Source organism: Streptomyces sp. ISL-43, assembly GCF_018614195.1.
GTDB lineage: Bacteria > Actinomycetota > Actinomycetes > Streptomycetales > Streptomycetaceae > Streptomyces.
On sequence record NZ_JAGGOT010000026.1, the window covers coordinates 33,892 to 57,463 of the forward strand.

The 23,572-nt window shown below is 72.9% G+C and carries 23 protein-coding genes and 1 riboswitch; of the genes, 12 read left to right on the top strand and 11 right to left on the bottom strand.

The features are described from left to right. Window positions 1-7: 7 nt before the first annotated feature. Window positions 8-1,351, bottom strand: a complete 1,344-nt coding sequence (thrC, locus tag J7F03_RS15000; protein WP_214949675.1) for a threonine synthase — start codon at window positions 1,349-1,351, stop codon at window positions 8-10. Beyond that, window positions 1,345-1,503: riboswitch (SAM riboswitch) on the bottom strand. Its footprint overlaps the gene before it by 7 nt. A 186-nt stretch (window positions 1,504-1,689) precedes the next feature. Here thrC and J7F03_RS15005 point away from each other — a divergent pair. Both J7F03_RS15005 and J7F03_RS15010 read left to right on the top strand, forming a co-directional pair. Next, window positions 1,690-2,706 (top strand): glucosyl-3-phosphoglycerate synthase, encoded by a 1,017-nt coding sequence (locus J7F03_RS15005; protein ID WP_214949713.1) that lies wholly within the window; start codon window positions 1,690-1,692, stop codon window positions 2,704-2,706. A gap of 122 nt (window positions 2,707-2,828) precedes the next feature. Next, the gene (locus J7F03_RS15010; protein WP_214949677.1) at window positions 2,829-4,184 is read left to right on the top strand and encodes a trehalose-6-phosphate synthase; all 1,356 of its coding nucleotides are present in this window, start codon (window positions 2,829-2,831) and stop codon (window positions 4,182-4,184) included. 102 nt (window positions 4,185-4,286) lie between these two features. Here the strand turns inward: J7F03_RS15010 and otsB are convergent, their stop codons facing one another. From otsB to J7F03_RS15025, 3 genes are all read right to left on the bottom strand, one after another. Beyond that, window positions 4,287-5,147 carry a trehalose-phosphatase gene (otsB, locus tag J7F03_RS15015; protein ID WP_214949679.1) on the bottom strand — a complete coding sequence of 287 codons (861 nt, stop codon included), beginning with the start codon at window positions 5,145-5,147 and terminating at the stop codon, window positions 4,287-4,289. Window positions 5,148-5,200: 53 nt separating this feature from the next. Continuing rightward, a complete protein-coding gene (locus J7F03_RS15020) occupies window positions 5,201-5,449 on the bottom strand; it encodes a DUF3263 domain-containing protein (protein WP_214949682.1) in 249 nt (82 codons plus the stop codon). A gap of 81 nt (window positions 5,450-5,530) precedes the next feature. Next, window positions 5,531-6,847, bottom strand: a complete 1,317-nt coding sequence (locus J7F03_RS15025) for an extracellular solute-binding protein (protein WP_308379538.1) — start codon at window positions 6,845-6,847, stop codon at window positions 5,531-5,533. Window positions 6,848-7,148: 301 nt separating this feature from the next. On the opposite strand from J7F03_RS15025, the gene J7F03_RS15030 reads away from it, so the two are divergent. The 3 genes from J7F03_RS15030 to J7F03_RS15040 all read left to right on the top strand — a co-directional run bounded on the left by J7F03_RS15030 (window position 7,149) and on the right by J7F03_RS15040 (window position 10,295). After that, the gene (locus J7F03_RS15030) at window positions 7,149-8,042 is read left to right on the top strand and encodes an ROK family protein (protein WP_251071954.1); all 894 of its coding nucleotides are present in this window, start codon (window positions 7,149-7,151) and stop codon (window positions 8,040-8,042) included. Beyond that, window positions 8,042-9,205 (top strand): N-acetylglucosamine-6-phosphate deacetylase, encoded by a 1,164-nt coding sequence (gene nagA, locus J7F03_RS15035; RefSeq protein ID WP_214949684.1) that lies wholly within the window; start codon window positions 8,042-8,044, stop codon window positions 9,203-9,205. The genes J7F03_RS15030 and nagA overlap by 1 nt, the downstream gene beginning before the upstream one ends. A 169-nt stretch (window positions 9,206-9,374) precedes the next feature. After that, window positions 9,375-10,295 carry a 1-phosphofructokinase family hexose kinase gene (locus tag J7F03_RS15040; protein WP_214949686.1) on the top strand — a complete coding sequence of 307 codons (921 nt, stop codon included), beginning with the start codon at window positions 9,375-9,377 and terminating at the stop codon, window positions 10,293-10,295. Window positions 10,296-10,351: 56 nt separating this feature from the next. On the opposite strand, the gene J7F03_RS15045 is transcribed toward J7F03_RS15040, so the two are convergent. Further along, window positions 10,352-11,362 carry a CBM35 domain-containing protein gene (locus J7F03_RS15045; protein ID WP_214949688.1) on the bottom strand — a complete coding sequence of 337 codons (1,011 nt, stop codon included), beginning with the start codon at window positions 11,360-11,362 and terminating at the stop codon, window positions 10,352-10,354. A gap of 68 nt (window positions 11,363-11,430) precedes the next feature. After that, window positions 11,431-13,185 (bottom strand): diguanylate cyclase CdgB, encoded by a 1,755-nt coding sequence (cdgB, locus tag J7F03_RS15050; protein WP_214949690.1) that lies wholly within the window; start codon window positions 13,183-13,185, stop codon window positions 11,431-11,433. Between the two features lie 325 nt (window positions 13,186-13,510). Between cdgB and J7F03_RS15055 the strand changes: the two genes are divergently transcribed. Continuing rightward, the gene (locus J7F03_RS15055) at window positions 13,511-14,080 is read left to right on the top strand and encodes a flavin reductase family protein (RefSeq protein ID WP_308379540.1); all 570 of its coding nucleotides are present in this window, start codon (window positions 13,511-13,513) and stop codon (window positions 14,078-14,080) included. Between the two features lie 62 nt (window positions 14,081-14,142). Here the strand turns inward: J7F03_RS15055 and arfB are convergent, their stop codons facing one another. Then, window positions 14,143-14,568, bottom strand: coding sequence for an alternative ribosome rescue aminoacyl-tRNA hydrolase ArfB (gene arfB, locus J7F03_RS15060; RefSeq protein ID WP_214949692.1), 426 nt, complete (start codon window positions 14,566-14,568; stop codon window positions 14,143-14,145). Window positions 14,569-14,820: 252 nt separating this feature from the next. Here arfB and J7F03_RS15065 point away from each other — a divergent pair, with 252 nt between their 5' ends. Together J7F03_RS15065 and J7F03_RS41010 are read left to right on the top strand one after the other, a co-directional pair. Further along, window positions 14,821-15,396: a TerD family protein gene (locus J7F03_RS15065; RefSeq protein ID WP_214949694.1), complete on the top strand. Its 576-nt coding sequence runs from the start codon at window positions 14,821-14,823 to the stop codon at window positions 15,394-15,396. A 170-nt stretch (window positions 15,397-15,566) separates the two neighbouring features. Further along, a complete protein-coding gene (locus tag J7F03_RS41010) occupies window positions 15,567-16,094 on the top strand; it encodes an N-acetyltransferase (protein ID WP_214949695.1) in 528 nt (175 codons plus the stop codon). Window positions 16,095-16,134: 40 nt separating this feature from the next. On the opposite strand, the gene J7F03_RS15075 is transcribed toward J7F03_RS41010, so the two are convergent. Further along, window positions 16,135-17,550: a M1 family metallopeptidase gene (locus J7F03_RS15075; RefSeq protein ID WP_214949697.1), complete on the bottom strand. Its 1,416-nt coding sequence runs from the start codon at window positions 17,548-17,550 to the stop codon at window positions 16,135-16,137. 64 nt (window positions 17,551-17,614) lie between these two features. Next, window positions 17,615-18,172: a heme-binding protein gene (locus tag J7F03_RS15080; protein ID WP_214949699.1), complete on the bottom strand. Its 558-nt coding sequence runs from the start codon at window positions 18,170-18,172 to the stop codon at window positions 17,615-17,617. 397 nt (window positions 18,173-18,569) lie between these two features. Here J7F03_RS15080 and J7F03_RS15085 point away from each other — a divergent pair, with 397 nt between their 5' ends. The 3 genes from J7F03_RS15085 (at window position 18,570) to J7F03_RS15095 (ending at window position 21,137) form a co-directional block, all read left to right on the top strand. Beyond that, the gene (locus tag J7F03_RS15085) at window positions 18,570-19,703 is read left to right on the top strand and encodes a sensor histidine kinase (RefSeq protein ID WP_214949720.1); all 1,134 of its coding nucleotides are present in this window, start codon (window positions 18,570-18,572) and stop codon (window positions 19,701-19,703) included. Beyond that, the gene (locus J7F03_RS15090) at window positions 19,700-20,320 is read left to right on the top strand and encodes a response regulator transcription factor (RefSeq protein WP_214949700.1); all 621 of its coding nucleotides are present in this window, start codon (window positions 19,700-19,702) and stop codon (window positions 20,318-20,320) included. The genes J7F03_RS15085 and J7F03_RS15090 overlap by 4 nt, the downstream gene beginning before the upstream one ends. Before the next feature lie 205 nt (window positions 20,321-20,525). Further along, window positions 20,526-21,137, top strand: a complete 612-nt coding sequence (locus J7F03_RS15095; protein WP_214949701.1) for a nuclear transport factor 2 family protein — start codon at window positions 20,526-20,528, stop codon at window positions 21,135-21,137. Between the two features lie 56 nt (window positions 21,138-21,193). Here J7F03_RS15095 and J7F03_RS15100 read toward each other — a convergent pair whose 3' ends face one another. Then, the gene (locus J7F03_RS15100) at window positions 21,194-21,841 is read right to left on the bottom strand and encodes a response regulator transcription factor (protein WP_214949702.1); all 648 of its coding nucleotides are present in this window, start codon (window positions 21,839-21,841) and stop codon (window positions 21,194-21,196) included. Then, window positions 21,838-22,488: a sensor histidine kinase gene (locus J7F03_RS15105; protein ID WP_214949703.1), complete on the bottom strand. Its 651-nt coding sequence runs from the start codon at window positions 22,486-22,488 to the stop codon at window positions 21,838-21,840. Before J7F03_RS15105 ends, J7F03_RS15100 begins: the two co-directional genes overlap by 4 nt. A 404-nt stretch (window positions 22,489-22,892) precedes the next feature. On the opposite strand from J7F03_RS15105, the gene J7F03_RS15110 reads away from it, so the two are divergent. Then, window positions 22,893-23,396, top strand: a complete 504-nt coding sequence (locus J7F03_RS15110) for a hypothetical protein (RefSeq protein ID WP_214949705.1) — start codon at window positions 22,893-22,895, stop codon at window positions 23,394-23,396. Window positions 23,397-23,572: the final 176 nt, after the last annotated feature.

The following is a 23,572-nucleotide window of genomic DNA, read 5'->3' on the forward strand; positions in this document are numbered from 1 at the left end:
AGAGAGATCAGACCAGGCCGGCGGCGCGGAACGCGTCCAGGCTCGGACGGATGGTGGCGGTCTGGCCGCTGTCGGCGGCCACCGCCTCCAGGGTCTTGAGGCCGTCACCGGTATTGAGGATCACGGTGGTCAGCGAGGGGTCGAGCTGCCCGTTCTCGATGAGCTTCTTCGTCACGCCGACGGTCACGCCGCCCGCGGTCTCGGCGAAGATGCCCTCGGTCTGCGCGAGGATCTTGATGGCCTCGACGACCTGCTCGTCGTTGACGTCCTCGACGAAGCCGCCGGTGCGGCGCGCGATGTCCAGGACGTACGGGCCGTCCGCCGGGTTGCCGATGGCCAGCGACTTGGCGATGGTGTTCGGCTTCTGCGGGCGGACCACCTCGTGACCGGCCTTGAAGGCGGTGGAGACGGGCGAGCAGCCCTCGGCCTGGGCACCGAAGATCTTGTACGGCTTGTCCTCGACGAGGCCGAGCTTGATCAGCTCCTGCAGGCCCTTGTCGATCTTCGTCAGCTGGGAGCCGGACGCGATCGGGATGACGATCTGGTCGGGCAGCTGCCAGCCGAGCTGCTCGCAGATCTCGTACGCCAGGGTCTTGGAGCCCTCGCCGTAGTACGGGCGCAGGTTGACGTTGACGAAGCCCCAGCCCTCGCCCAGCGGGTCGCCGATGAGCTCGGAGCAGAAGCGGTTGACGTCGTCGTAGTTGCCCTCGATGCCGACCAGGTCGCCACCGTAGACACCGGCCATGACGACCTTGCCCTGCTCAAGGTCGTGCGGGATGAACACGCAGGAGCGGAAGCCGGCCCGCGCGGCCGCGGCGCCGACGGCGCCGGCCAGGTTGCCGGTGGAAGAGCAGGACAGGGTGGTGAAGCCGAAGGCGCGGGCGGCCTCGACGGCAATGGCCACGACGCGGTCCTTGAAGGAGTGCGTCGGGTTGCCCGAGTCGTCCTTGACGTACAGCTTGCCGGTGACGCCGAGCTCCTTGGCCAGGTTGGCCGCGTCCACGAGCTTGGTGAAGCCCGGGTTCAGGCTCGGCTTGGAGGCCACGTCCGCCGGGACGGGCAGCAGCGGCGCGTAACGCCAGATGTTGTTCGGGCCGGCCTCGATCGCGGCGCGCAGCGCCTCCGGGTCGCCGAGGGGCAGGTCGTACGAGACTTCGAGCGGGCCGAAGCACTCGGCGCAGGCGAAGATCGGGCCGAGTTCGAAGCGGGTGCCGCACTCACGACAGGAAAGGCCGGTGGCGGGACCGAGATCGACAGAGGCGCCAACGGTGCCGATTTCAACGACGGCAACGGTTTCGGCAGAGGTTGCGACAGACTGTGCAGCCATGATGGCGAGGCCCTTTCTCCTCATCTTCCCCATGGCGCACTTCGCCATGAGACGGAATTGGCACCTTCCCTAGCCGGGGACCTCGCTGACGTCGCTGATGTACGCGATCGCGAGAACCGACTGGAGGGTTGCCGGGGCTTCAACGGGCCGTGTCCCTCTGCCCCTCTGGATGAGCGGTATGGCACCGGGCAACGCGCTCTTTGGCGCACCCGGGCGTTTGTACGCGGGGACCCCCGGCATGCGGTGGACCTTCGCGTTGTTCAAGACTGTAACCGAAGGCCCGGGTGGTTGAGACAGCCGTCCGAACCGCGAGATGGATCACAATTCGGTCCAAAACATGGATGAACCAGGGAGTGCTGAAGGTGCTGGAAGAGGTGGAGCGATGGCTGGCGGACCGCTCCTGGTCCGCAGCCGACCGACCGCTCGACCAGCTGCTCTCCGCCAAGCGGGCAGCGGGGACCACGGTGAGCGTGGTGTTGCCGGCGCTCGACGAGGAGGCGACGGTCGGCGACATCGTCGAGGTGATCCGACGCGATCTGATCGACGGACTGCCGGTCCCCTTGGTGGACGAACTGGTCGTGATCGACTCGGGCTCCACCGACCGTACGGCGGAATTCGCGGCGAAGGCCGGCGCCCGGGTGGTGCACCGCGACGACATCCTGCCGCGGATCCCCGCGCTGCCCGGCAAGGGCGAGGTGCTGTGGCGCTCGCTGCTGGCGACCACCGGTGACATCGTCTGCTTCGTCGACGCCGATCTGCGCGACTTCTCGGCCACCTTCGTCTCCGGGATCGTCGGCCCGCTGCTGACCGATCCGGACATCCAATTCGTCAAGGCGATGTACGACCGCCCGCTCGTCGCGGAATTCGACGGGGAATTCGACGGGCTCGGGCCGGGCACCGGGTTCAATGGGCTCGCCTCCGGCAAGACCCACGGCCAGGGCGGCCGCGTCACGGAGCTGGTGGCCCGCCCCCTGCTCAATCTGCACTGGCCCCGGCTGGCCGGCTTCGTCCAGCCGCTGGGCGGCGAGTACGCCGTCCGCCGCGAGCTGCTGGAGCGGCTGCCGTTCCCCGTCGGCTACGGCGTCGAGCTGGGCCTGCTGGTGGACGCGCTGCACACGGTCGGGCTGGACGCGCTGGCCCAGGTGGACGTGGGCGTTCGGCTGCACCGCCACCAGGACGGTCAGGCGCTGGGGCGGATGGCCGCGGCGATCTACCGCACGGCGCTGGTACGGCTCGCGCGCGGGCACCTCGTACGGCCGGAGCTGACGCAGTTCGAGCGCGGCCCCGACGGCTTCGTCCCGCACACCCATGCCGTGGACACCGAGGAGCGGCCGCCGATGCGGGACGTCGAGGAGTACGCGCGGCGTCGCGTGGCGTGACCGGAACCTCCGGCAGGCCGGTTCACCGGGCAATGGGCGCCGTGGTCTTTGTCTCGGTCCGGCGCGGGCGCACTCGTGGGCACTTACGTTTGACCGGACGCGGGGCGGGCTAGGTTCGCCGCATGGCTTCCCAGGTGCTCGTCGCCGCGAACCGCGGCCCGCTCTCGTACGCCCTCGCCGAAGACGGCACGCTCAGTGCCCGCCGCGGCGGGGGCGGCCTCGTCTCCGGCCTCTCCGCGGCCCTCGCGGAGCAGCCGGATGCGCTGTGGATCTGCGCGGCGCTGTCGGGCGCGGACCGGGAGGCGGTACGGCGGGGCGTGGCCGAGCCGGGCGTGCGGATGCTGGACATCGACCCGGCGGTCTACGACGACGCGTACAACGGCATCGCGAACTCGGTGCTGTGGTTCCTGCACCACCACCTGTACGACATCCCGCGCGAGCCGGTCTTCGACGCGGAGTTCCGGCGGCGCTGGGCCTCGTACGTGACGTACAACGGGGCGTTCGCCGAGGCCCTGGCCGAGGAGGCCGCGCAGGGCGCCTGCGTCCTGGTCCAGGACTACCACCTGGCGCTGGTCCCGGGCCTGCTGCGGGACCTGCGCCCGGACCTGCGGATCGGCCACTTCACGCACACCCCGTGGGCGTCCCCCGACTTCCTGCGCATGCTCCCGGACGACATCCGCGGCCAGCTGCTGTGGGGGATGCTCGGGGCGGACCAGGTGGGTTTCCACACGGGAGAGTGGGCGCGGGAGTTCACGGCCTCGGCGGAGCCGGGGGCGCCGGTGGCGGTGTTCCCGCTGGGCGTGGACGGGGACGAGCTGCGGGCGCTGGCGCACCGGCCGGAGGTGGACGGGAAGCTGGCGCGGCTGCGGGAGCAGACCCGCGGCCTGAAGACCATCGTGCGCGTGGACCGCACGGAGCTGTCGAAGAACATCCTGCGCGGCCTGCTGGCCTACCGGGAGCTGCTGACGGTCCACCCCGAATGGCGCGGCCGGGTCGTCCACCTGGCCTCGGCGTATCCGTCCCGGCAGGACCTGGAGGCGTACCGCGCGTACACCCGGTCGGTGGAGGAGCTCGCGGCCTCGGTCAACGAGGAGTTCGGCACCGCGGACTGGCAGCCGGTGGTGGTCTCCGTCGAGGACGACTTCGCGCGCTCACTGGCCGTGTACCGGATGGCGGACGTGGCACTGGTCAACCCGGTGCGGGACGGCATGAACCTGGTGGCGAAGGAGATCCCCGTGGTGTCGGACGCGGGGTGCGTGCTGGTGCTGTCGACGGGGGCGGGGGCGTACGGGGAACTCCGCGAGGACGCGCTGACGGTGAACCCGTACGACGTGACGCAGACGGCGGAGGCCCTGCACACGGCGCTGTCCATGCCGGCCGCCGAGCGCGCGGACCGCACGAAGCGCCTGGCCGCGGCCGCGACGTCCCTCCCCCCGGCACAATGGCTCACCGCCCAACTGGACGCCTTGCGGGGCTAGGCCCTGGTCTGGGCGGAGCCCAGGGAGCGGTGGAAGGGTGGGGAGGGGCCGGCCCCGCAGGGCAGCCACCCGCACCCACCCGCGTCCGCCGGACGGGCCGGGTCAAGAAGACGGGTCACCGGCGATCGCCGCGGCCAGGGCGGCCAGGAAGGCCACGACCTCGCCCGGGCCGGACAGGGTCAGGTCCGCGCGTGCGGCGAGTTCCGGGACCTCCGCGGAGCCGCTGCACACCAGCAGCCCCGGCATCCCGTCCGCCCGCAGCTTCTCCACCGCCGAGTACGCCGCGAGGTCACCCAGGTCGTCCCCCGCGTACAGCACGGACGTCGCCCCCACCTCCGCGAGGTACTCGCTCAGCGCGACTCCCTTGTCCATCCCCGGCGGCCTCAGCTCCAGGACCGCCCGGCCCGGCTCGACCATCAGGCCGTGGCGGGCCGCCAGCCCCGCCAGCGGCTCGCGCAGGGCCGCGAAGGCCGCCGCGGGGTCCTCCGCCCGGCGGGTGTGCACCGCCAGCGCCCGGCCCTTCTCCTCGATCCAGGTACCGCGCCACGCGCCGATGGCGTCCAGGAACCCCGGGAGCTCGGCCCGTACCGCCGCGACCCCGGGATGTTCGGCCGGGGCGTGCACGATGCCGCTCACGGCGTCCCAGCGCTCGGCTCCGTAGTGGCCGAGGACCACGAGGTGCTCCAGGCCGGGGACCCCGGCGAAGCCCCCGTAGCGGACGGCGACCCCCGCCGGCCGGCCGGTGACGACCGCGACCGATTTCACTTCGGGGGCGAGCGCGGAGAGCGCGGCGACGGCTCCGGGGTGGGCCCGGGCCTGGTCGGGGTCGGGGACGATGTCGGCGAGGGTGCCGTCGAAGTCGAGGGCGACGACGGAGCGGTGCGGTGCGTGCAGGAGGGCTTGGAGTCCCTCGCGTCCGGCGGCGGTGACGGGCATCGGCAGATCGTGCGGATGGCTCCCCATACGCTCGACCCTAACGGCCCCGCCGGGCCACGGCTACGGCGCGCGGGAGACCGCTACCGCCGCGACCGCTGGGCTTCGCGGATGCGTCGCAGGCGGTTCACGGTGCCCGGCGCGTGCCGCAGCGCCCTCGGGTCGTCCATCAGCGCGTTGAGCAGCTGGTAGTAGCGGACCGGGGCCATCCCCAGCCCTTCCCGTATGGCCCGCTCCTTGGCGCCGGGACCAGGCCAGGTGCGGGCTTCGTAGGCGAGCACCGCCGCTTCGTCGGCGCTCAGCCCGGCCGGCGGCCGCCCCTCGTCCGTCATACGGCCAGATTAACGCCGCCCACCGACAGCCGGCGCGGGCGCCACCGACCCCGCCGCGACGGCCGGCGGTGGCGCCACCGCTCAGCGCGGGTCGTTCTTGCGCGCCGCCTCCGCTATGTCGCCGAGGACCTTGGCGGGCTGCCCGCCCGGCTGCACGCTCTTGCCGATGTTCTGCTTGACGTCCTCGCTCACGCCCGCCCAGGACTTCTTGCCCACCGGGTACAGCCGCGCGTTGGGCAGCGCCTGCAGGAAGGTCTTCAGCTGCGTGGACGAGGCCCCCGTGGCTGCCTCGGTCTCCCGGTAGCCGCTGGTGGTGACGGGGAGCAGGTCGTACTTGCCGGTGAAGGCCGTCACGTTGGCCGGCTGGTACAGGAAGTCCAGGAACTGCCCGGACTCCTTCTTGTGGCCGGTCTTGAAGGCCATGACCCAGTCGGCGACGCCCATCGTGGAGTGCTCGGTCCCGTCGGCGGTCGGCATGGGGGTCATGCCGTACTTCACGCCCTTGTCGGCGGCCTGCTTGAGCAGCGTGGGGTGTCCGTTGAGCATGCCGACCTCGCCGCGCGTGAAGGCGTCGAAGGCGGCCTGCCGGTCCAGCTTGGACGGCTCGACGGGGCCGGTCAGGCCCGGTGCGACGAGCTTGTCGCGCAGGTACTCGAAGGTCTTGACGTTGTCCGCGGAGTCGATCGAGTACGCCTCCTCGTTGTCGCTGTAGCCGCCGCCGCCCGCGAGCATCCACTGCATCGTCTCGGCCTGCGCCTCCTCGCGGCCCAGGGGCAGCGCGAACGGGGTCGGGACCCCGGCCGCCTTGAGCTTCTTGGCGGCCGCTTCCAGCTCCGCCCAGCTCTTGGGCTGCCAGGTGCCCTTGGCGTCCTTGGCGATGACCCCGGCGTCGGTGAGCAGCTTCTCGTTGTAGAACATCAGCCGGGTGCTGGCCACGAAGGGCATGCCGTACTGGACGCGCTTGACCTTGCCGGCGTCGGCGAGCGGCGCCAGGAAGTCGGCCTCGGTGTTGACGGAGAGCAGCTCGTCGGCGGAGTAGAGCTTGCCGTCGGCGGCGTAGTCGGCGTAGGCGCCGATCTGGGCGACGTCGGGGGCCTTGCCGTCCTTGACCATCGCGGCGACCTTGGCGTCGACCTCCGACCAGGAGTAGACGTCGACCTGGACCTTGATGCCGGGGTGGTCCTTCTCGAAGGCCGTGGCGAGGCCCTTCCAGTAGCTCTTCGAGGAGTTCTCGGGATTGTCCCCGTAATCGGCCGCCACGACCCGCAGGGTGACCTCGTTGTTCCCGGTGACGGCCGACAGGGCTCCGCAGCCGGTCAGCGTCACGGTGGTCAGGCACAGTGCGACGCCGGACGCGGCGAGCTTCAGGTTCCGGGCCTGCACAGTTCGGGCCTTCACAGTTCTCGTTCCACCCCAGGTTGTTCCGTACGATTCGAATAAAGGTCTACACCACTTTCGCGCCTCGTCAACATCCGCCCCCAAACGTCCACACGCCCTGCACGCGACCCCCCGCACACGTGCGCGCGAACCCCGCACACCCGCCCCGCCGCGGGCCCGCGGGCCGACCCGGGCCCCTGATTTGTATGGCCGCTCAACAATCCCTCCTCAGTGGACTAGACCTTTCCCCTCCGAGCACGCGAGACTGTCACCCGTGAAACCCGTGAAACACGTCATCGCCCTCGATGTGGGCGGCACTGGGATGAAGGCCGCCCTCGTCGCCGACGACGGCACCCTGCTCCACGAGGCGCGCCGGGCCACCGGCCGCGAGCGTGGCCCCGAAGCCGTCGTCGAGACGATCCAGGACTTCGCCTTCGAACTCCTCGCCCTGGGCCGGGAGCGCTTCGGCACGGCCGCCTCGGCAGCCGGCGTCGCCGTCCCCGGCATCGTCGACGCCGAGAACGGGATCGCCGTCTACGCGGCGAACCTGGGCTGGCGCGACGTCCCCATGCGCGAACTGCTCGGCAGACGCCTCGGCGGGATCCCCGTCGCGCTGGGCCACGACGTCCGCACGGGCGGACTCGCCGAGGGCCGCATCGGCGCGGGCCGCGGCGCCGACCGCTTCCTGTTCGTCCCGCTCGGCACCGGCATCGCCGGCGCCATCGGCATCGCGGGCCGCATCGAAGCCGGCGCGCACGGCTACGCGGGCGAGATCGGCCACATCGTGGTCCGCCCCGGCGGCCCCGCCTGCGGCTGCGGCCAGTACGGCTGCCTGGAGACCCTCGCCTCCGCCTCCGCCGTCAGCCGCGCCTGGGCGGCCGCCTCCGGCGACCCCGAGGCCGACGCCGCCGACTGCGCCAAGGCCGTGGAATCCGGTGACGACGCGGCGAAAGAGGTGTGGCTCGCCGCCATCGGAGCCCTCGCCGACGGGCTGGTCACCGCGATCACCCTGCTGGACCCGAGCACGCTGATCATCGGTGGCGGCCTGGCCGAGGCCGGGGAAACCTTGTTCACACCACTCCGGACGGCCGTGGAGGAACGCGTGACGTTCCAGCGGCTGCCCCACATCGTTCCGGCGGCCCTAGGGGACACCGCCGGATGCCTGGGCGCAGGGCTGCTCGCCTGGGATCTACTCGCCACGGAGGTACCTGCCTGATGTCCGGAAGCGCACATGTGGGCCGCAGCACCGTTCTCTCCGGCGCCGACGTGGTGCTGCCCACCGGCACCGTGAAGGGCGGGCGGCTCATCGTCGAAGGCGAGCGCATCGCCGGCAGCGCCCGGGAGGACGCGGCCGTCATCGACCTGTCCGGGCACTGGATCGTCCCCGGCTTCGTCGACATGCACAACCACGGCGGCGGCGGCGCCTCCTTCACCTCCGGCACCGCCGAGGAGGTCCTCAAGGGCGTACGGACCCACCGCGAGCACGGCACCACCACGCTGGTCGCCTCCACCGTCACCGGCGACCTCGACGAGCTCGCCCGCCGCGCGGGACTGCTCCGCGAGCTGACCCAGCAGGGCGACATCGCGGGCATCCACTTCGAGGGGCCGTTCATCAACGCCTGCCGCAAGGGCGCGCACAAGGAAGACCTCCTGCGCGACCCCGACCCGGCCGAGGTCCGCAAGCTGATCGACGCCTCGCACGGCACCGCCCGCATGTTCACTCTCGCCACCGAGCTCCCCGGCGGCCTGGACTCCGTACGGCTGCTGGCCGAGCACGGGGTCATCGCCGCGATCGGCCACACGGACTCCACGTACGAGCAGACCCTCCAGGCCATCGACGCGGGCGCGACCGTGGCCACCCACCTCTACAACGCGATGCCGGGCCTGGAACACCGCGCCCCGGGCCCGATCGCGGCGCTGCTGGAGGACGAGCGGGTCACCGTCGAGCTGATCAACGACGGCACCCACCTGCACCCGGCCATGCTGGAGCTGGCCTTCCACCACGCGGGCGCCCACCGCGTGGCGCTGATCACCGACGCGATGGACGCGGCCGGCTTCGGCGACGGGATCTACCACCTCGGTCCGCTGGAGGTCGAGGTCAAGGAGGGCGTGGCCCGCCTCGTCGAGGGCGGCTCCATCGCCGGCTCCACCCTCACCCTGGACACCGCCTTCAAACGGTCCGTCACCCTCGACAAGCTCCCCGTCGAGTCCGTGGTCCAGGCGATCTCCGCCAACCCGGCCAAGCTGATCGGCGTGTACGACCAGGTCGGCTCCCTGGAGCCCGGCAAGTACGCGGACCTCGTCGTCCTGGACGCCGCCTTCGACGTCAAGGGCGTCATGCGGCGCGGCGAATGGATCACCAGCCCGGTCAAGGCGTAGCCGCCGCCGACGCCCTGAGCGGGCGTCACGGCAGCCCCTGAGCAGGCATCACGGGCGGGGCGGCCGGTCCGGGCACCGGACCGGCCGCCTCCTTCCCCCGGCTACCGCCCGGCGGCGCCTCCTGGCATGATCCCGGCACACCCCGAGACCGAGGCGACCGAGGCTTGCCATGATCCTGACCGTGACGCTCAACACCGCGCTCGACGTCACCTACCGCGTCCCGAGGCTGCACGCGCACGCCTCCCACCGCGTCAGCGACGTCGCCGAACGCCCCGGCGGCAAGGGCCTCAACGTCGCCCGCGTCCTGGCGGCGCTCGGCCACGAGGTGACCGCGACCGGCTTCGCGGGCGGCCGCACGGGAGCCGTCGTACGCGAGCTGCTCGCCGGCTCCCCCGGCGTGCGCGACGAGCTGGTCCCCTGCGCGGGCACCACCCGGCGCACCCTCGCCGTCGTCGACGAGGCCTCGGGCGACACCACGCAGTTCAACGAGCCGGGACCGCTGATCACCCCGGCCGAGTGGTCCGGGTTCCTCTCCCGCTACGAAGCCCTGCTCGCGGGCGGCGCCCGAGCCGTGGCCCTGTGCGGCAGCCTGCCCCCCGGCGTCCCCGTCGGCGCCTACGCCGTCCTCGTACGGGCGGCCCGCGCGGCCGGCGTGCCCGTGCTCCTGGACACCAGCGGCGAGGCCCTGCGGCGCGGGGTCGCCGCCCGCCCCGACATGATCAAACCGAACGCCGCCGAGCTCGCGGAGCTGACCGGATCCCGAGACCCGCTGCCCGCCACCCGAGACGCCCGCCGGCGCGGCGCCCACGCCGTGATCACCTCGCTCGGCCCGGACGGCCTGCTCGCCGCCACCGCCCAGGGCGCCTGGCGAGCGACCCCGCCCCGCATCCTGGCGGGCAACCCCACCGGCGCCGGCGACTCCGCTGTCGCGGGCCTGCTCTCCGCCCTCACCGAGGGCCTGGACTGGCCGGACCGCCTGACCCGCGCGGTCGCCCTCTCGGCGGCCACGGTCCTGGCTCCCGCCGCGGGAGAGTTCGACCCCCGCACCTACGAGGAGGTACGGGGGTCGGTGAAGGTGACAGCCGGCTAGCGCTGCGACCGGCACAGCACTAGACGGGCCGGGCCCCTGGGAGGCCGGCCACCCGCTCAGCCCTGCTGGATCCACAGCTGGTCGATGTTGACCTGGCACTTGTTGCCGGTCTCGCACGACAGCTTGATCGTGTTGGTGCCCTTGGTGAGGGTCACCGGGCCCCAGGTGGACTGCCAGCCCTTCTCCCAGTCGCCCTTGGGCGAGTTGGTGAAGTTGCGCATGCTCAGCGGCGAGCCGTTGGGCTTGCCGTTCACCGCGAGGGTGCCGTTCGCCTCCTCGCCGGGGATGCCGAAGCGCACGTAGAGCCGGTAGTTGCCCTCCTTGGGCACGTCCAGCGTCCAGGTCACCGCAGCACCGGGCTGGTTGAACTGGCCGACGTACTGGCCGCTCGCGCTCTTCGCGCCCGGCACCGTGTTCTCCAGCTTGGCGCCGCCGCTGATCACCATGCCCGGGCCGCCCGCGTCACCCTTGGGCAGCTCGGGCGCCACCGACGGGGAACCGCTCGGCTGGCCCGAGGGGACCTGCGGGGCCGACGACTGGCCCTGGGAGTTGCCCCCGGCGTCGTCGTTCTTGTCCTTGTCCTTGTCGCCGAAGGCCACCGCCGCGCCGATGCCGATCGCGACCGCGGCGACCACCGCGACGGCCGCGATGAGCATGCCCTTGCGGCTGGACCCGCCGCCGCCACCGCCGTGGCCGCCGCCGTGGGGCCCGACGGGCTGCGGGGCCTGCTGCTGCGGCGGAACCCCGTAGCCGCCCGCCTGGAGCGCCTCGGGGGCCTTGTACTGCGCCTGGTAGGCCTGGGGCTGCTGCTGCGGCGGAACCTGCCCGCGCTGGCCGCCGTAGGGCCGGTCACCGACCGTGCGGACCTGGTTGTACGAGGTCCGGGGCACGCCCGGCTGCGCACCGCCTGGCTGACCGCCGGCGGGCCCGGGGTAGCCGTACCCACCGGGCTGGCCCGGCGGGGTGGCTCCGGCGGCCTGGCCGTCCGCGTAGAGGTAGCCGAACGGATCGTCGTCCTCGGGCTGGTTCGCCCCACCGTTCGGGCTGTTGTTCGCGGGCGTCGTCATCGCAGGTCACTCCTTTCGACCGCGGCGAGCCTACCCCGAACAGGTGCGCCCACGGGTGGCCCGCGACCTCACCCGGCCCGCCGGTGGGCCTTGGAGCGGGACCGCTTCTCGATGTACATCCGCTGGTCGGCGGAGCGCAGGACCTCGTCCGCGGACATCCCGCAGCTCGCCCAGCCGATGCCGAAACTCGCTCCCACGCGGACCGCGCGGCCGTCCACCCGGATCGGCGGGATGATCGCGTTGCGCAGGCGGACGGCGAGGTCGGCGGCGTCGGCGGCGCCCAGGCCGTCGGCCAGGACGACGAACTCGTCACCACCCAGCCGGGCGACCGTGTCACCGTCCCTGACCCCGGTCGTCAGCCGCCGGGCCACCTCGATCAGGACCGCGTCGCCGGTGTGGTGCCCGAACCGGTCGTTGATCGACTTGAAGCCGTCGAGGTCGCAGAAGAGCACCGCGAGCCCCTTCGTACCGTCGTCGATGTCGGTCGCGGGCGCGACCGTGTGCACGTGGTGGTCGTACGGGCCCGCCCCCGCGGGACCGGCCCCGTGACCGGCCGAGCCCCCGGGGCCGCCGGGAAACTCGAAGGGGTCGGGGAAGCCGTCGGGCCGAAACCCGTGCTCGCCGGAGCCCGTGCCCGCTCCCGAGCCCGCTCCCTGGCCCGTGCCCTGTCCCGGGATGCCGTCCGCCGCGGGCCGGCCCTCGAAAGCCGCGTCCAGCGCCTCCACGGCGGTGGCGCGCACCGACTGCGGGCGGCGGCACAGCCGGGCCCCGAGCCGGGCGCGCAGCTCGGCGCCGTTGGGCAGGCCGGTCAGCGAGTCGTGGCTGGCCCGGTGGGCGAGCTGGAGTTCGTGCCGCTTGCGCTCCTCGATGTCCTCGACGTGGGTGAGGAGGAACCGGGGCCCGTCGGCGGCGTCCGCGACCACGGAGTTGCGCAGCGACACCCAGACGTACGTACCGTCGCGCCGGCCCAGGCGCAGCTCCGCGCGGCCGCCCTCGGCGGAGGTGCGCAGCAGGGTGCCGATGTCCTCGGGGTGCACGAGGTCGGAGAAGGAATAGCGGCGCAGCACGGAGGCGGGCCGCCCGAGCAGCCGGCACAGGGCGTCGTTGGTGCGCAGCAGGCGCCCGTGCTGGTCGCCGCCCATCTCGGCGATGGCCATGCCGCTGGGCGCGTACTCGAAGGCCTGGCGGAACGACTCTTCGCTGGCACGCAGGGCCTGCTGCTCGCGCTCCAGCCGGACCAGGGCCCGCTGCATGTTCGCGCGAAGGCGGGCATTGCTGATCGCAATCGCGGCCTGGAACGCGTACATCTGGAGCGCCTCGCGGCCCCACGCGCCGGGGCGTCGCCCGTTGCGCGGGCGGTCCACCGAGACGACGCCGAGCAGCTCGCCGCCGGAGGCGTACATGGGGGCGTAGAGCCGGTCCTCGGGATGCCATTCGTCTTCGAAGCGCGGATCGGGGCCGTCCGTATGCCACTGGGGGACGTCGTCCTCCATGAGGACCCAGCCCTCGGTGTGCGGGATGAAGCGCAGGCCGTCCCAGTTCTCGCCCATCGTCAGGCGGCGCTCCCAGGAGGCGCGCGAGCCGACCCGCCCGGTGATCAGGGCTTCGGCGGCGGGATCCCCGGCGAAGGCGGCGACGACCAGATCACCGTCGGGGCGTACGAGGTTGACACAGGCGAGTTCGTAGCCGAGGCCCACGACGATGCCGTCCACGACGGTCTGCAGGGTGTCGGCCAGGCTCCGGGCCGTATTGAGCTCGGCCACTACTTGGTGTAGCTGCCGCAGGGTCGCAAGACGGACGTACGGCTCCGACTCGGTCTCCATTGCTCGCTCTCCCCGAGACCTCGACAGCAACTCCAGGTTTGTCATCGGCGTTTCGTTGCGGTGTCCTGTCCACTGAATCACAGTGAGCTGTGCGGCAGGTACACAGGGTCAACAAATCTTGCCCTCTGTGACTCAAGTCACATGAGATGAATAAAGGTGCACGTGTCACCGGTCCATGGCCGGTTTTCTACCGGTCGGTTGCCGACGCCTCACCGGTGCGTTCCCGGGAGCAAACGATACGCATGGGCCTAGGCCAAGGGGCGGGGGCGCGGCTCGGACCTCAGCCCGATGCGCCGCGCGAGAGGGCGACAGTAGCGTCCCCACTGTGCCGAACACGACCCCTGCGACAACGCTGCCCGAGCCCACACCCCATCCTGAGGGGGTGAGCAACGACGAGTTCCGGGCCGCGATGTCCCGACTGGCGGCGGGCGTGAGTCTGATCACCGCACACGAGCCCGCGCTGAGGGCCGGCGGCCCGCGCGGTGAGGACGTCGGCATGACGGCCACCGCCTTCATGTCCGTGTCCATGGACCCGCCCCTGGTCCTCGTCAGCCTGCGCGAGGGCTCCCGGATGGACGACCTGCTGGCGGAGCAGCCCCTGTGGGCGGTATCGGTACTCGCCGACAGCCAGCTCCAGATCGCGAGCCGCTTCGCGATGAAGGGCCGCATCAGCGACCGTCTGCTCTTCGCGGACGTCCCCCGCACCCGGGGCGAGATCTCCGGCGCCCCGCTCCTGTCGGGGGCCCTGGCCACCCTGGAATGCCGCACGGAGAACCGGGTCGAGGCGGGCGACCACACCCTGGTGATCGGCCGCGTCCTGGCCGCCGCCCAGCCGTCGCCGGACTCCCCGCCGCTGACGTACTTCCGCGGGCGCTACCGGCACCTGGCGCCGTAGGGGCGGGACGGGCCGCAGGCCACGCGCCCCCGGGCGCAGCTGGGCGGACGCCGCCGGGCGCGTTACCAGTCCCGCGCGTTGCGGCCCCGCTTGGTCTCGCCGCGGGCCTTCTTCTCGCGCAGCCGGCGCTCGTTGATCCCCCGGGGGATCTTCGTCGCCCGCCGCGCCTTGGGCGGCGGCGCGGTCGCCTCCGCCAGGAGCGCGGCCAGCCGGACCAGCGCCATCTCCCGGTTGCGCAGCTGGGAGCGGTGCTCGGAGGCCCGTACCGTCACCACCCCGTCGACCAGGCGGGACGCGAGGCGCTCCAGCGCCCGCTCCTTCCACACCTCCGGCAGCGCCTTCGTCGCCGCGACGTCGAAGAGCAGCTCCGCGCGCGAGTCGGAGGTGTTCACGTGCTGGCCGCCCGGTCCTGAGGACCGCGAGAAGCGCCAGGCGAGCTCGCCCTCGGGGAGCACGACCGAACCGCGGATGACATAGGGACCAGGCATGCCCCCTATGATCCGCCCCCGCGCGGGCCCCCGTCACCCGTATTTCGCAAGGGCGCTCGATCCGTACGTGCGGACGGGCGGCCCGTCCGCACGTCCGCACGTACGGCCGTCCGTGCGTCCTTCCGGGCAATTTGCCGACGCCGGAACCTAGCGGGCCTCTCCCCGCGTTAGGGAGGTCAGCGGTAACTTGGGCGCTCTCGCGGTCATACGACAAGTGAGACCAAGTGAGACTAGGAAGGGACACCAGTCACCATGGCAGTAAGCCTCTCCAAGGGCGGAAACGTCTCGCTCAGCAAGGAGGCCCCGGGCCTCGCGGCCGTCACCGTCGGCCTCGGCTGGGACGTTCGCACGACGACCGGTGTCGACTTCGACCTGGACGCCTCCGCCATCGCGGTCACCCCGCTCGGCAAGGTCGTCTCCGACGGCCACTTCGTCTTCTTCAACAACAAGTCCACCCCGGACCAGACCATCGTCCACACCGGTGACAACCGCACCGGCGAGGGCTCCGGCGACGACGAGTCCATCAACGTCAACCTGGCCGGCCTCCCCGCCGACGTGGACAAGATCGTCTTCCCGGTCTCCATCTACGACGCCGAGACCCGCAGCCAGAACTTCGGCCAGGTCCGCAACGCGTACATCCGCGTCGTGAACCAGGCCGGCGGCGCCGAGATCGCCCGCTACGACCTCTCCGAGGACGCGGCGACCGAGACCGCCATGGTCTTCGGCGAGCTCTACCGCAACGGCGCCGAGTGGAAGTTCCGCGCCGTCGGCCAGGGCTACGCCTCGGGCCTGACCGGCATCGCCCAGGACTTCGGCGTCAACGTCTGAGTCCGACCCAGGGCCGACCGGCCCGGGGCGACCGGCCGGGCACGACCCGCCGGGCATGAAACGCGTGGCGGCGGCCGGCCGAGCCCGGCCGGCCGGCGCCACGCGGGCGTCACGCCGGCCGAAGCCCCCTCCCGGCCGTCCGGGGAGGGGGCTTCGCTACCGTTCGGTAGGTGATCCTCCTCCCGCTCGCCCCCGTCGAGGACGGCGCCCTACCGGGCCCGGTCCTCACCGAAATCGCCACGCTCTACGCGACCAACCACGCGTTCTTCGAGCTCAGCGGAGATTTCCCCCACCCCGGCCGCATCACGGTCGAACAGGTCGCCGCCGCCCTCGCCGACGAGCTCGCCCACGACGGCGCCGAGATCCTCCTCGCCCGCTCCGCCGGCCGCCTCGTAGGCCTGGCCGCCACCCTCGCCCACCACCCCGATCCGGCCTCCGAGGACCCGGACCCGTGGATCGGGCTGCTGCTCGTCGACGCCACCGCGCACCGCGAGGGGTACGGCCGGACCCTGGCCTCCCTGGTCGAGGACCGCTTCCGCGCCGCCGGCCGCTCGGGCGTGCGCATCGCCGTACTCGACAACAACCCCAAGGCCCTCGCGTTCTGGCAGGCCCAGGGGTACGTGCCCCTGCGCCACGGCGCCGACCGCGAGGCGGGGCGCCCCTGCACGGTCCTGCGCAAGCCGCTCCAACAGCCGTAAGCGCGTCGGGGGCCGCCTGGGGACGTGGCGCGGGCGTCGCCTACGGGGCCGTGGGCCGCGCCTCCCCGTACAGCCACACGTCCCAGACCTTCTTCAGGTCGCGGCCCGTCTTCTCCTGCGCGTAGGCGGTGAAATCGGCCGTGCTCACGTTCCCGTGCCGGTGATCGGCGGCCCAGCCCCGCACCAGGGCGAAGAACCGCTCGTCGCCGACCTCCTGCCGGATCCGCTGCAGGACCATCGCCCCGCGCCCGTACACCGGAGGCTCGGAGATGTCCTCGGGCCCCGGCGGGGCGGCCGGCGGGAAGGCGTCCCAGTCGGAGCCCGCCGCCGCGTCGACATCGGTGTCGCCGGCCAGGTAGGCGTCGAAGTGCTGCTGCGCGCTCGGCCCGCCGTGGTCCTCGGACCACAGCCACTCGGCGTACGTCGCGAAACCCTCGTTGAGCCACATGTCCTTCCAGGACTTCGGCGACACCGAGTCGCCGAACCACTGGTGGGCCAGCTCGTGGACGAGCAGCTCCTCGCTGCCGGGCGCCCCGGGGAAGACGGGCCGCGTCTGCGTCTCCAGCGCGTAGCCGAGGGTGCCCTCGGGCAGCACGATCGCGCCCGTCGTGGAGAAGGGGTAGGCCCCGAACCTGCCGCTGCCCCAGTCGACGATCTCCGGCAGCCGGGCGAGCACGGGCCCCGACGCCGTCGGCGCGACCGCGTTGTAGAAGGGGATCCCGGCGGGGGTCCGACCGGTCGTCACCTTGAACTTCCCCACGGCGGCGGTCGCCAGATAGCTCGCCATCGGCTCCGGGCTGTGCCAGGCGAACACGGTGCGCCCCTGCGCGTCCTGACTCCGGGAGCGCAACTCGCCGTTGGACACGGCCTCGTACCCCTTGGGCACGGTCAGCGTGATGTCGTACGTGGCCTTGTCGCTCGGGTGGTGGTTCCCGGGGAACCAGGCCATCGACCCGACGGGCTCGCCGACGCCGACCGCGCCCTCGCCGTTCGGGAGGGCGATCCAGCCCTCCTTGGAGCCGTCGGGATCCGTGACGGGCTTGGGCTTGCCCGCGTAATCGATCTCCGTACGGAAGACCTCGCCGCGCTCCAGGTCCTCGGCGGGCCGCACGGTCAGCTCGTTGCCGGTCCGGTTGAACCGGGCCCCCTTGCCCTGCACGCGCACCCGCTCGACGTCGAGGCCGGCGAGGTCGAGGTTGAAGGAGCTGAGCCCCTGCTCGGCGCGGGCGGTGATGACGGCGGTGGCGTCCAACCGCCCGCCGGCGGGGTCGTAGTCGAGGTCCAGGTCGTAGTGCTCGACCTGGTACCCGCCGTTGCCGGCCTTCGGGAAGTACGGGTCGCGCACCCCCGACGCACCCGGCCGCCCCTGCACGGTGTCACCCGTACAGCCCGTGGTGAGGGCGAGCAGGGCGACGGCGGCGGGGGCGGCGAGGCGGGAGAGCGCGCGAAGATCCACGGGCTCGAGACTATTCGAGGCGCACCGCGCCCCGGGGACGCGGAACGCGACGCGTCATGGGGGGCTACTTGTCGAGGGCGTCCACGCCGGCCTTCGCGAACTTCTCGTCCAGCTCACCGCTCGGGGCGCCCGCCACGCCGATGCCCGCCACCGGGGCGCCCTTGGCCTGGACGGGGGTGCCGCCGCCGAGGAAGAGGGTGCCGGGGATGTCCTTCAGGTTCGGGGTCTGCGCCAGGCGGCCCGCGAGCACCGAGGTCGGGGCGTTCCAGGACACGGCGGTGTAGGCCTTGCGCTGCGCCGACTCGTAGGACTGCGGGCCCGCGCCGTCGCCGCGCAGGGTGACGATGGTGTTGCCGTTGCGGTCGACGACCGCGACGGTCACCTTCTGGTTCTCCTTCTCGGCGGCCTCCAGCGCGGCCTGGGCGGCGCGGGTGGCGGCGTCGATGGTGAGGTGGGTGGAGGTGGTGAAGTTCCCGTCGTTGTCCTTCTTGGCCGCGGCGGCGGCCGGGGCGGCGGCCGGGGCGGTCGCCGGGGCCGCGGTGGCGGTGACCGCGCCGAAGGTCCCGGCGCCGAGCGCGACGGCGAGGGCGGTACCGGTGAGAACGCGGGTGCGGGTGTTCATGTCTGCTCCTGGAACGTGGTCGGCGCGGCGGCTGTCTGCCGTGTTCCCACCCTCTCCCCGCCACCCCCGCCCACCCGTCCCCGTACCGGCTCCCAACGGCCACCGCACCGGTTGACCCCAGGGTCAACCGATCGGCTGATGCACCCCGCCTCCGAGGGCGGCTTACCTGTTCACGACCACCCCCACGGGACCGCGGCCGCGGGCGACCGGGGCTCCGCCCGGGCGGAGCCCCGGGCCCACGGGTCCGGGCGAAGCCCGGGGAACGGTGGAAGGGTGGGGAGGGGACGGCCCCGCGCAGCGGTACCCACACGCACCACCGAACCAGGAGCACCCCGTGACCCCCGTGACCCCCACGAGCCCCCCGCCCGAGAGGGACACCCGCACGCTCTCCACGGTCATGCACACCGCGTTCTTCCTGCTCCTCGGCGCCTCCGTGGCCCGCTTCCTCCTCCGCCACCCCGGCGAACCCCGCACCCCGTGGATCATCGCCCTCAGCATCACCCTCGCCCTGCTCTACGTACTCGGCCCCGCCCTCGGCACCGCCGCCCCCACCCTGCGCCGGCTCCTCTGGCTCGGCCTCGTCGTCGCCGTCTGGGTGGTCCTCGTCGTCCTCGCGCCGAGCTTCGCCTGGTGCGCCGTGCCGCTCTTCTACACCGCCCTGCGCACCCTCCCGCCCCGCGCCGCGATCGTCCTCGTCGCCCTCCTGACGGTGTTCGTCGTCGCGGCGCAGCTCAAGCTCTCCCAGGCCGCGGGCTCCGAGCCCTTCGACCCCAACCTCCTCCTCGCCCCGCCCGCCGTCGCCGCCCTCGCCACCGCCGTCTTCGTCCACATGGAGCGCCAGGCCACCACCCAGCGCACCCTGATCGACGACCTGATCCGCACCCGCAGGGAACTCGCCGCCACCGAACGCCGCGCGGGCACCCTCGCCGAACGGCAGCGACTGTCCATGGAGATCCACGACACCCTGGCCCAGCACCTGTCCAGCCAGCAGATGCTGCTCCAGGCCGCCGACCGCACCTGGGACACCGACCCGGCCACCGCCCGCACGCACGTCCGTACCGCCACCGACATCACCGCGCGCGGCCTCGCCGAGGCCCGCCGCCTGGTCCACGACCTCGCGCCGCCCGAACTCGCCGGCGGCGCCGGCCTCCCGGACGCCCTGCGCGCACTGGACGCCGGCCCCGACATCGAGGTCCGCTTCCACCTGGAGGGCGCCCCCGTGCCGCTCCCCGACCGCGCCGAGTCGGCTCTGCTGCGCATCGCCCAGGGCGCGCTGGCGAACGTACGGGAGCACGCGGGCGCACGTACCGCCGCCCTCACCCTCAGCTTCCTCGGCGACCAGGTCGTCCTGGACGTCGCGGACGACGGCCACGGCTTCACCGAGGCCCGCTCCGCCGCCCCGGAACGGGGCCACGGCCTGCCCGCGATGCGCGCCCGCGTCCGCCAGCTCGGCGGCACCCTGACCATCGAATCCACCGCGGGCGAGGGCACGGTCCTCTCGGCGTCGATCCCCCTGGAGCCCACACCATGACGACGATCCTCCTGTGCGACGACCACGTGGTGGTCCGCGCCGGCCTGCTGGCCCTGCTCGGCAGCGAGCCGGACATCGAGGTACTCGGCGAGGCCGGCAGCGGCGAGGAGGCGGTCGCGCTCGCGGCCAAACTCCGCCCCGACGTCGTCCTGATGGACCTCCAGCTCGGCGAAGGCATCGACGGCGTCGAGGCCACCCGCCGCATCACCGCCGCCCCGCACCCCCCGCACGTACTGGTCCTGACCACGTACGACACCGACGCGGACATCACCCGGGCCATCGGCGCGGGCGCCACCGGCTACCTCCTCAAGGCGGAACGACCCGAGGAGCTGTTCGCCGCGATCCACTCGGCGGCGCAGGGCCGCACCACGCTGTCCGCGCCGGTGGCCAGCCGCGTCATGGCCCACATGCGCGGCACCCGGCCCACCCTGACGGACCGTGAGCTCGACATCCTCGGCCAGCTGGCCCGCGGCCTCGGCAACCGCGACATCGCCCGCGCGCTGTTCATCAGCGAGGCCACCGTCAAGACCCACCTGGGCCGCATCTACGACAAGCTCGGCGTCGACACCCGCGCGGGCGCGGTCGCGGTGGCCAAGGAGCAGCGCCTCCTCCCCTGACCGGGGCGGGCGGGCGCGCGGGCGCGCAGGCGGCAGCCCCAGGACCGCCGACACCCGCCCCCACCCCCGTACATCGTCCATCCGTACGAGATCGCGGTCGTACACCGCGCCGATCCGCCGGCGACCCCGGCACGGAAAGCTCGTCAGTGCCCGGACCGCCCCGAGCCGGCCCGGGCGTCACCAGCCGTGTCGAGAGGAATCCGCCATGCCGACCACCGAATTCGCCCCGGAACGCCGCCGCATGCTCACCATGCTGGGCACCGGTGCCGCCGTCGCCGGGCTCGGCGCGTTCGTCACCGCGACGCCCGCCAACGCCGCGTCCGAGGACTACGAGCTCGCCGCCTCCGCCTGCGGGACCGGTACGGCCGAGGACGAGCTGGCCATCCGACGCCTGCTGGAGACCTACCTCTTCGCCGTCGACACCAAGGACAAGACGGTCTTCCGGACCCTCTTCACCGACGACGCCGTCCTGACCGTGATGGCCCACCCCGACGGCACCGCCGGCATCGTCAAGACCGGCATCGAGGCGGTCGTCGCCAACCTCGACGGCGCCGCGGCCTGGGGCTACTCCACCCACGTCACCGCCAACGCCTACATCTGCGCGACCAGCCGGACGACCGCGACGGGCGACAGCCACGCCACCGCCCAGCTCGTCTACCCGGCCACCGCGACCGCTCCGGAGACCGTCGTCGTGCGCGGCATCCGCTACCGCGACGAGTACGTGAAGACCGCGGGCGTCTGGAAGATCCGCAAGCGCGTCTTCTCCCCGACCTGGCAGTACAACGGCGCCTCCGTCCAGATCACCTACCCCAACTGACCTGCCCGGACCGAGCACCCGAGCCGGCCTACACGGATCGGCCTACACGGACCGGCCTACACGGAACGGCCCTGGCCCAGCGCGATGAGCCCCCGGTCGACCGCCGCCCGCGCGGCCGCCGTACGGTTCTCCACCCCGAGCTTCTCGTAGACGTGCACCAGGTGGGTCTTGACCGTCGTCCCGCTGATGAACAGGGCCGAGCCGATCTCCCGGTTGGAGCGGCCCGTCGCGATCAGCTCCAGGATCTCCGTCTCCCGGGCCGTCAGCGCCGCCTTCGGCGCCCGGTAGCGGTTCATCAGCCGCGAGACCACCGAGGGCGACAGCGCCGACTCGCCCGCCGCGACCGTCCGCAGCGACTGGAACAGCTGGTCGGGCGGGGACCCCTTCAGCAGGTACCCCGCCACGCCCGCCTCCACCGCCCGCACGACGTACGCGTCGGACTCGTAGCTCGTCAGCACGACCACCCGGGGCGGTGCGGGCAGGCGGCCGATCCGCCGGGTCGTCTCCACCCCGCACATCCCGGCGCCCAGCCGGATGTCCATCAGGACCAGGTCCGGGGCCAGTTCGCGGACCAGCCGCAGCGCCGTGGCCCCGTCCGGCGCCTCCCCGCACACCTCGAAGTCGGGGCAGCCCGACAGCAGGGCCCGCAGCCCCGCGCGTACCACCGGGTGGTCGTCCACCAGCAGGATCCGCGTACGCGTCATGCCGGGTCCCGGACCGGCAGCCGGACCGACACCACGGTGCCCCCGCCCGGCGTGCTCTCCACCACGGCCCTGCCCCCCAGGTGGCCGACCCGCCGCCGCAGCAGCCGCAACCCGTCCCCACGCCGAGGCCCGCTCATCACGTCGGCCTCGTCGAACCCCACGCCGTCGTCCCACACGTCCACGCTCAGCACGTACGGCTGATAGGTGAGGGTCACCACCGCGGCCGAGGCCCGCGCGTGCCTCCGTACGTTGGCCAGCGCGCCCTGGGCCGCCCGCAGGGCCGCGCCCTCCACGGCCGCCTCCAGCGGCCGGGGCTCCCCCTCCAGCCGGAACCGGGCACCCCGCGTCTGCGCGCACAGCCGGCGCACGGCCTCCGGCAGCGAGCTGCCGTCCAGCTCGGGCGGAGCCAGGTCGTGGATGAGCCGGCGGGCCTCCTCCAGGTTCTCGCGCGCCGCCGCCGCGGCCTGCCGGACCAGCTGCCGGGCCCGCACCGGCTCCCGGGTCCACTGCTGATCGGCCGCGTCGAGCAGCATGTGCATGCTGGTCAGCCCTTGTGCCACCGTGTCGTGCAGCTCGGCGGCGAGCCGGGTTCTCTCCTGGAGCACCCCGGCCGCCAACGCCTCGCGCCGTCCCCCCGCTCCTGCCACGACGGTCCCCATCCCCTCTGCCATGACCCGCCGGACCCCCCGGACGCGCCGAGCTTAAGTCGGCCCCCTCCGCCCAGGCGAGAGCCGCCGACGCCCCGCCACCCACGGCAGACCCTCACGGCCGAGCCTCCGGGGCCCGTTCCCGGACGCCTTGACGAACCGCCCGCACGCCCACCGGCAACCCCACCGCGACGCACCCGCCTCCCCTCGATTTCCGCAGGTGAGCCGCCTCCCGAAGCCGCCACACGCGACCGCCCGCCACGGACGGCGGCCGGGTGTGGCGGGGAGTGCCCCCTCCGGGTGAATCGAACGAGGACGCGACCCGGGGACGATCAGGAACTCTGATTCGCGGACCGGGCACCGGGCGGTGAGCGGACGGGCGGGGGCGTGACACCATCGGATACGTGCTCGACATCGGCTACTCCCTCTCCCGGCGCTTCCCCGACCCCCCGCAGACCGACTACCGCTCGGCGGACGTCCACTCGCTGCGTCACGACCTGTTCTGCGGGGACGTCTACCTCGCCGACACCAACGCGGACCGGGAAGTGTCCACAGCCTGGGGATGGGTACCCGTACTGGACTTCGCCTGGGCGCTGTGCGACATCGTCGAGCAGCTCGACCAGGACCCGCGCGGCAGCCGCGCCGCCAACCGCCAGCACGCCGAACTCGACTTCACCGAGTCCTCCGACCGCATGCTCTTCGAACGCCGCTTCGGCTGGGTCGACATCGAGGCCGACTGGATGCCGCCGGAGGAGGACCCGCTGACCTTCAGCCACCGCCTGCTGCGCCGCGAAGCCCGCGACTTCCTGCACGACGTGATCGCGGACCTCACCGACATGCACGACGGCCTGGCCGACAACCCCACCATCTGGACCCTCCAGTCCCGCTTCCCCCGAGTCCCGGCCTAACCCCTGGCCGGGGATCAACCAGCCCCAGCCCAGCCCGCTCCGGGCGCAGACCCCGGGGCGAAGCCCAGGCCCCCTTTCCAGCCCGCCCGCCGCTTGAAGCCCCCGGACCGAGCCCGCTCCCAGCCCGCCCGCCGCTTGAAGCCCGGGTCCGGACCGAGCCCGCTTCCAGCCCGTCC

What these genes read in the sequence shown, in the direction of transcription:
- thrC (WP_214949675.1), bottom strand. Translation starts at nt 1,351, where the DNA reads ATGAGGAGAAAGGGCCTCGCCATCATGGCTGCACAGTCTGTCGCAACC.
- J7F03_RS15010 (WP_214949677.1), top strand. Translation starts at nt 2,829, where the DNA reads ATGGCTTCCCAGGTGCTCGTCGCCGCGAACCGCGGCCCGCTCTCGTAC.
- otsB (WP_214949679.1), bottom strand. Translation starts at nt 5,147, where the DNA reads ATGGGGAGCCATCCGCACGATCTGCCGATGCCCGTCACCGCCGCCGGA.
- J7F03_RS15020 (WP_214949682.1), bottom strand. Translation starts at nt 5,449, where the DNA reads ATGACGGACGAGGGGCGGCCGCCGGCCGGGCTGAGCGCCGACGAAGCG.
- J7F03_RS15030 (WP_251071954.1), top strand. Translation starts at nt 7,149, where the DNA reads ATGAAGGCCGCCCTCGTCGCCGACGACGGCACCCTGCTCCACGAGGCG.
- nagA (WP_214949684.1), top strand. Translation starts at nt 8,042, where the DNA reads ATGTCCGGAAGCGCACATGTGGGCCGCAGCACCGTTCTCTCCGGCGCC.
- J7F03_RS15040 (WP_214949686.1), top strand. Translation starts at nt 9,375, where the DNA reads ATGATCCTGACCGTGACGCTCAACACCGCGCTCGACGTCACCTACCGC.
- J7F03_RS15045 (WP_214949688.1), bottom strand. Translation starts at nt 11,362, where the DNA reads ATGACGACGCCCGCGAACAACAGCCCGAACGGTGGGGCGAACCAGCCC.
- cdgB (WP_214949690.1), bottom strand. Translation starts at nt 13,185, where the DNA reads ATGGAGACCGAGTCGGAGCCGTACGTCCGTCTTGCGACCCTGCGGCAG.
- arfB (WP_214949692.1), bottom strand. Translation starts at nt 14,568, where the DNA reads ATGCCTGGTCCCTATGTCATCCGCGGTTCGGTCGTGCTCCCCGAGGGC.
- J7F03_RS15065 (WP_214949694.1), top strand. Translation starts at nt 14,821, where the DNA reads ATGGCAGTAAGCCTCTCCAAGGGCGGAAACGTCTCGCTCAGCAAGGAG.
- J7F03_RS15080 (WP_214949699.1), bottom strand. Translation starts at nt 18,172, where the DNA reads ATGAACACCCGCACCCGCGTTCTCACCGGTACCGCCCTCGCCGTCGCG.
- J7F03_RS15085 (WP_214949720.1), top strand. Translation starts at nt 18,570, where the DNA reads ATGCACACCGCGTTCTTCCTGCTCCTCGGCGCCTCCGTGGCCCGCTTC.
- J7F03_RS15090 (WP_214949700.1), top strand. Translation starts at nt 19,700, where the DNA reads ATGACGACGATCCTCCTGTGCGACGACCACGTGGTGGTCCGCGCCGGC.
- J7F03_RS15095 (WP_214949701.1), top strand. Translation starts at nt 20,526, where the DNA reads ATGCCGACCACCGAATTCGCCCCGGAACGCCGCCGCATGCTCACCATG.
- J7F03_RS15100 (WP_214949702.1), bottom strand. Translation starts at nt 21,841, where the DNA reads ATGACGCGTACGCGGATCCTGCTGGTGGACGACCACCCGGTGGTACGC.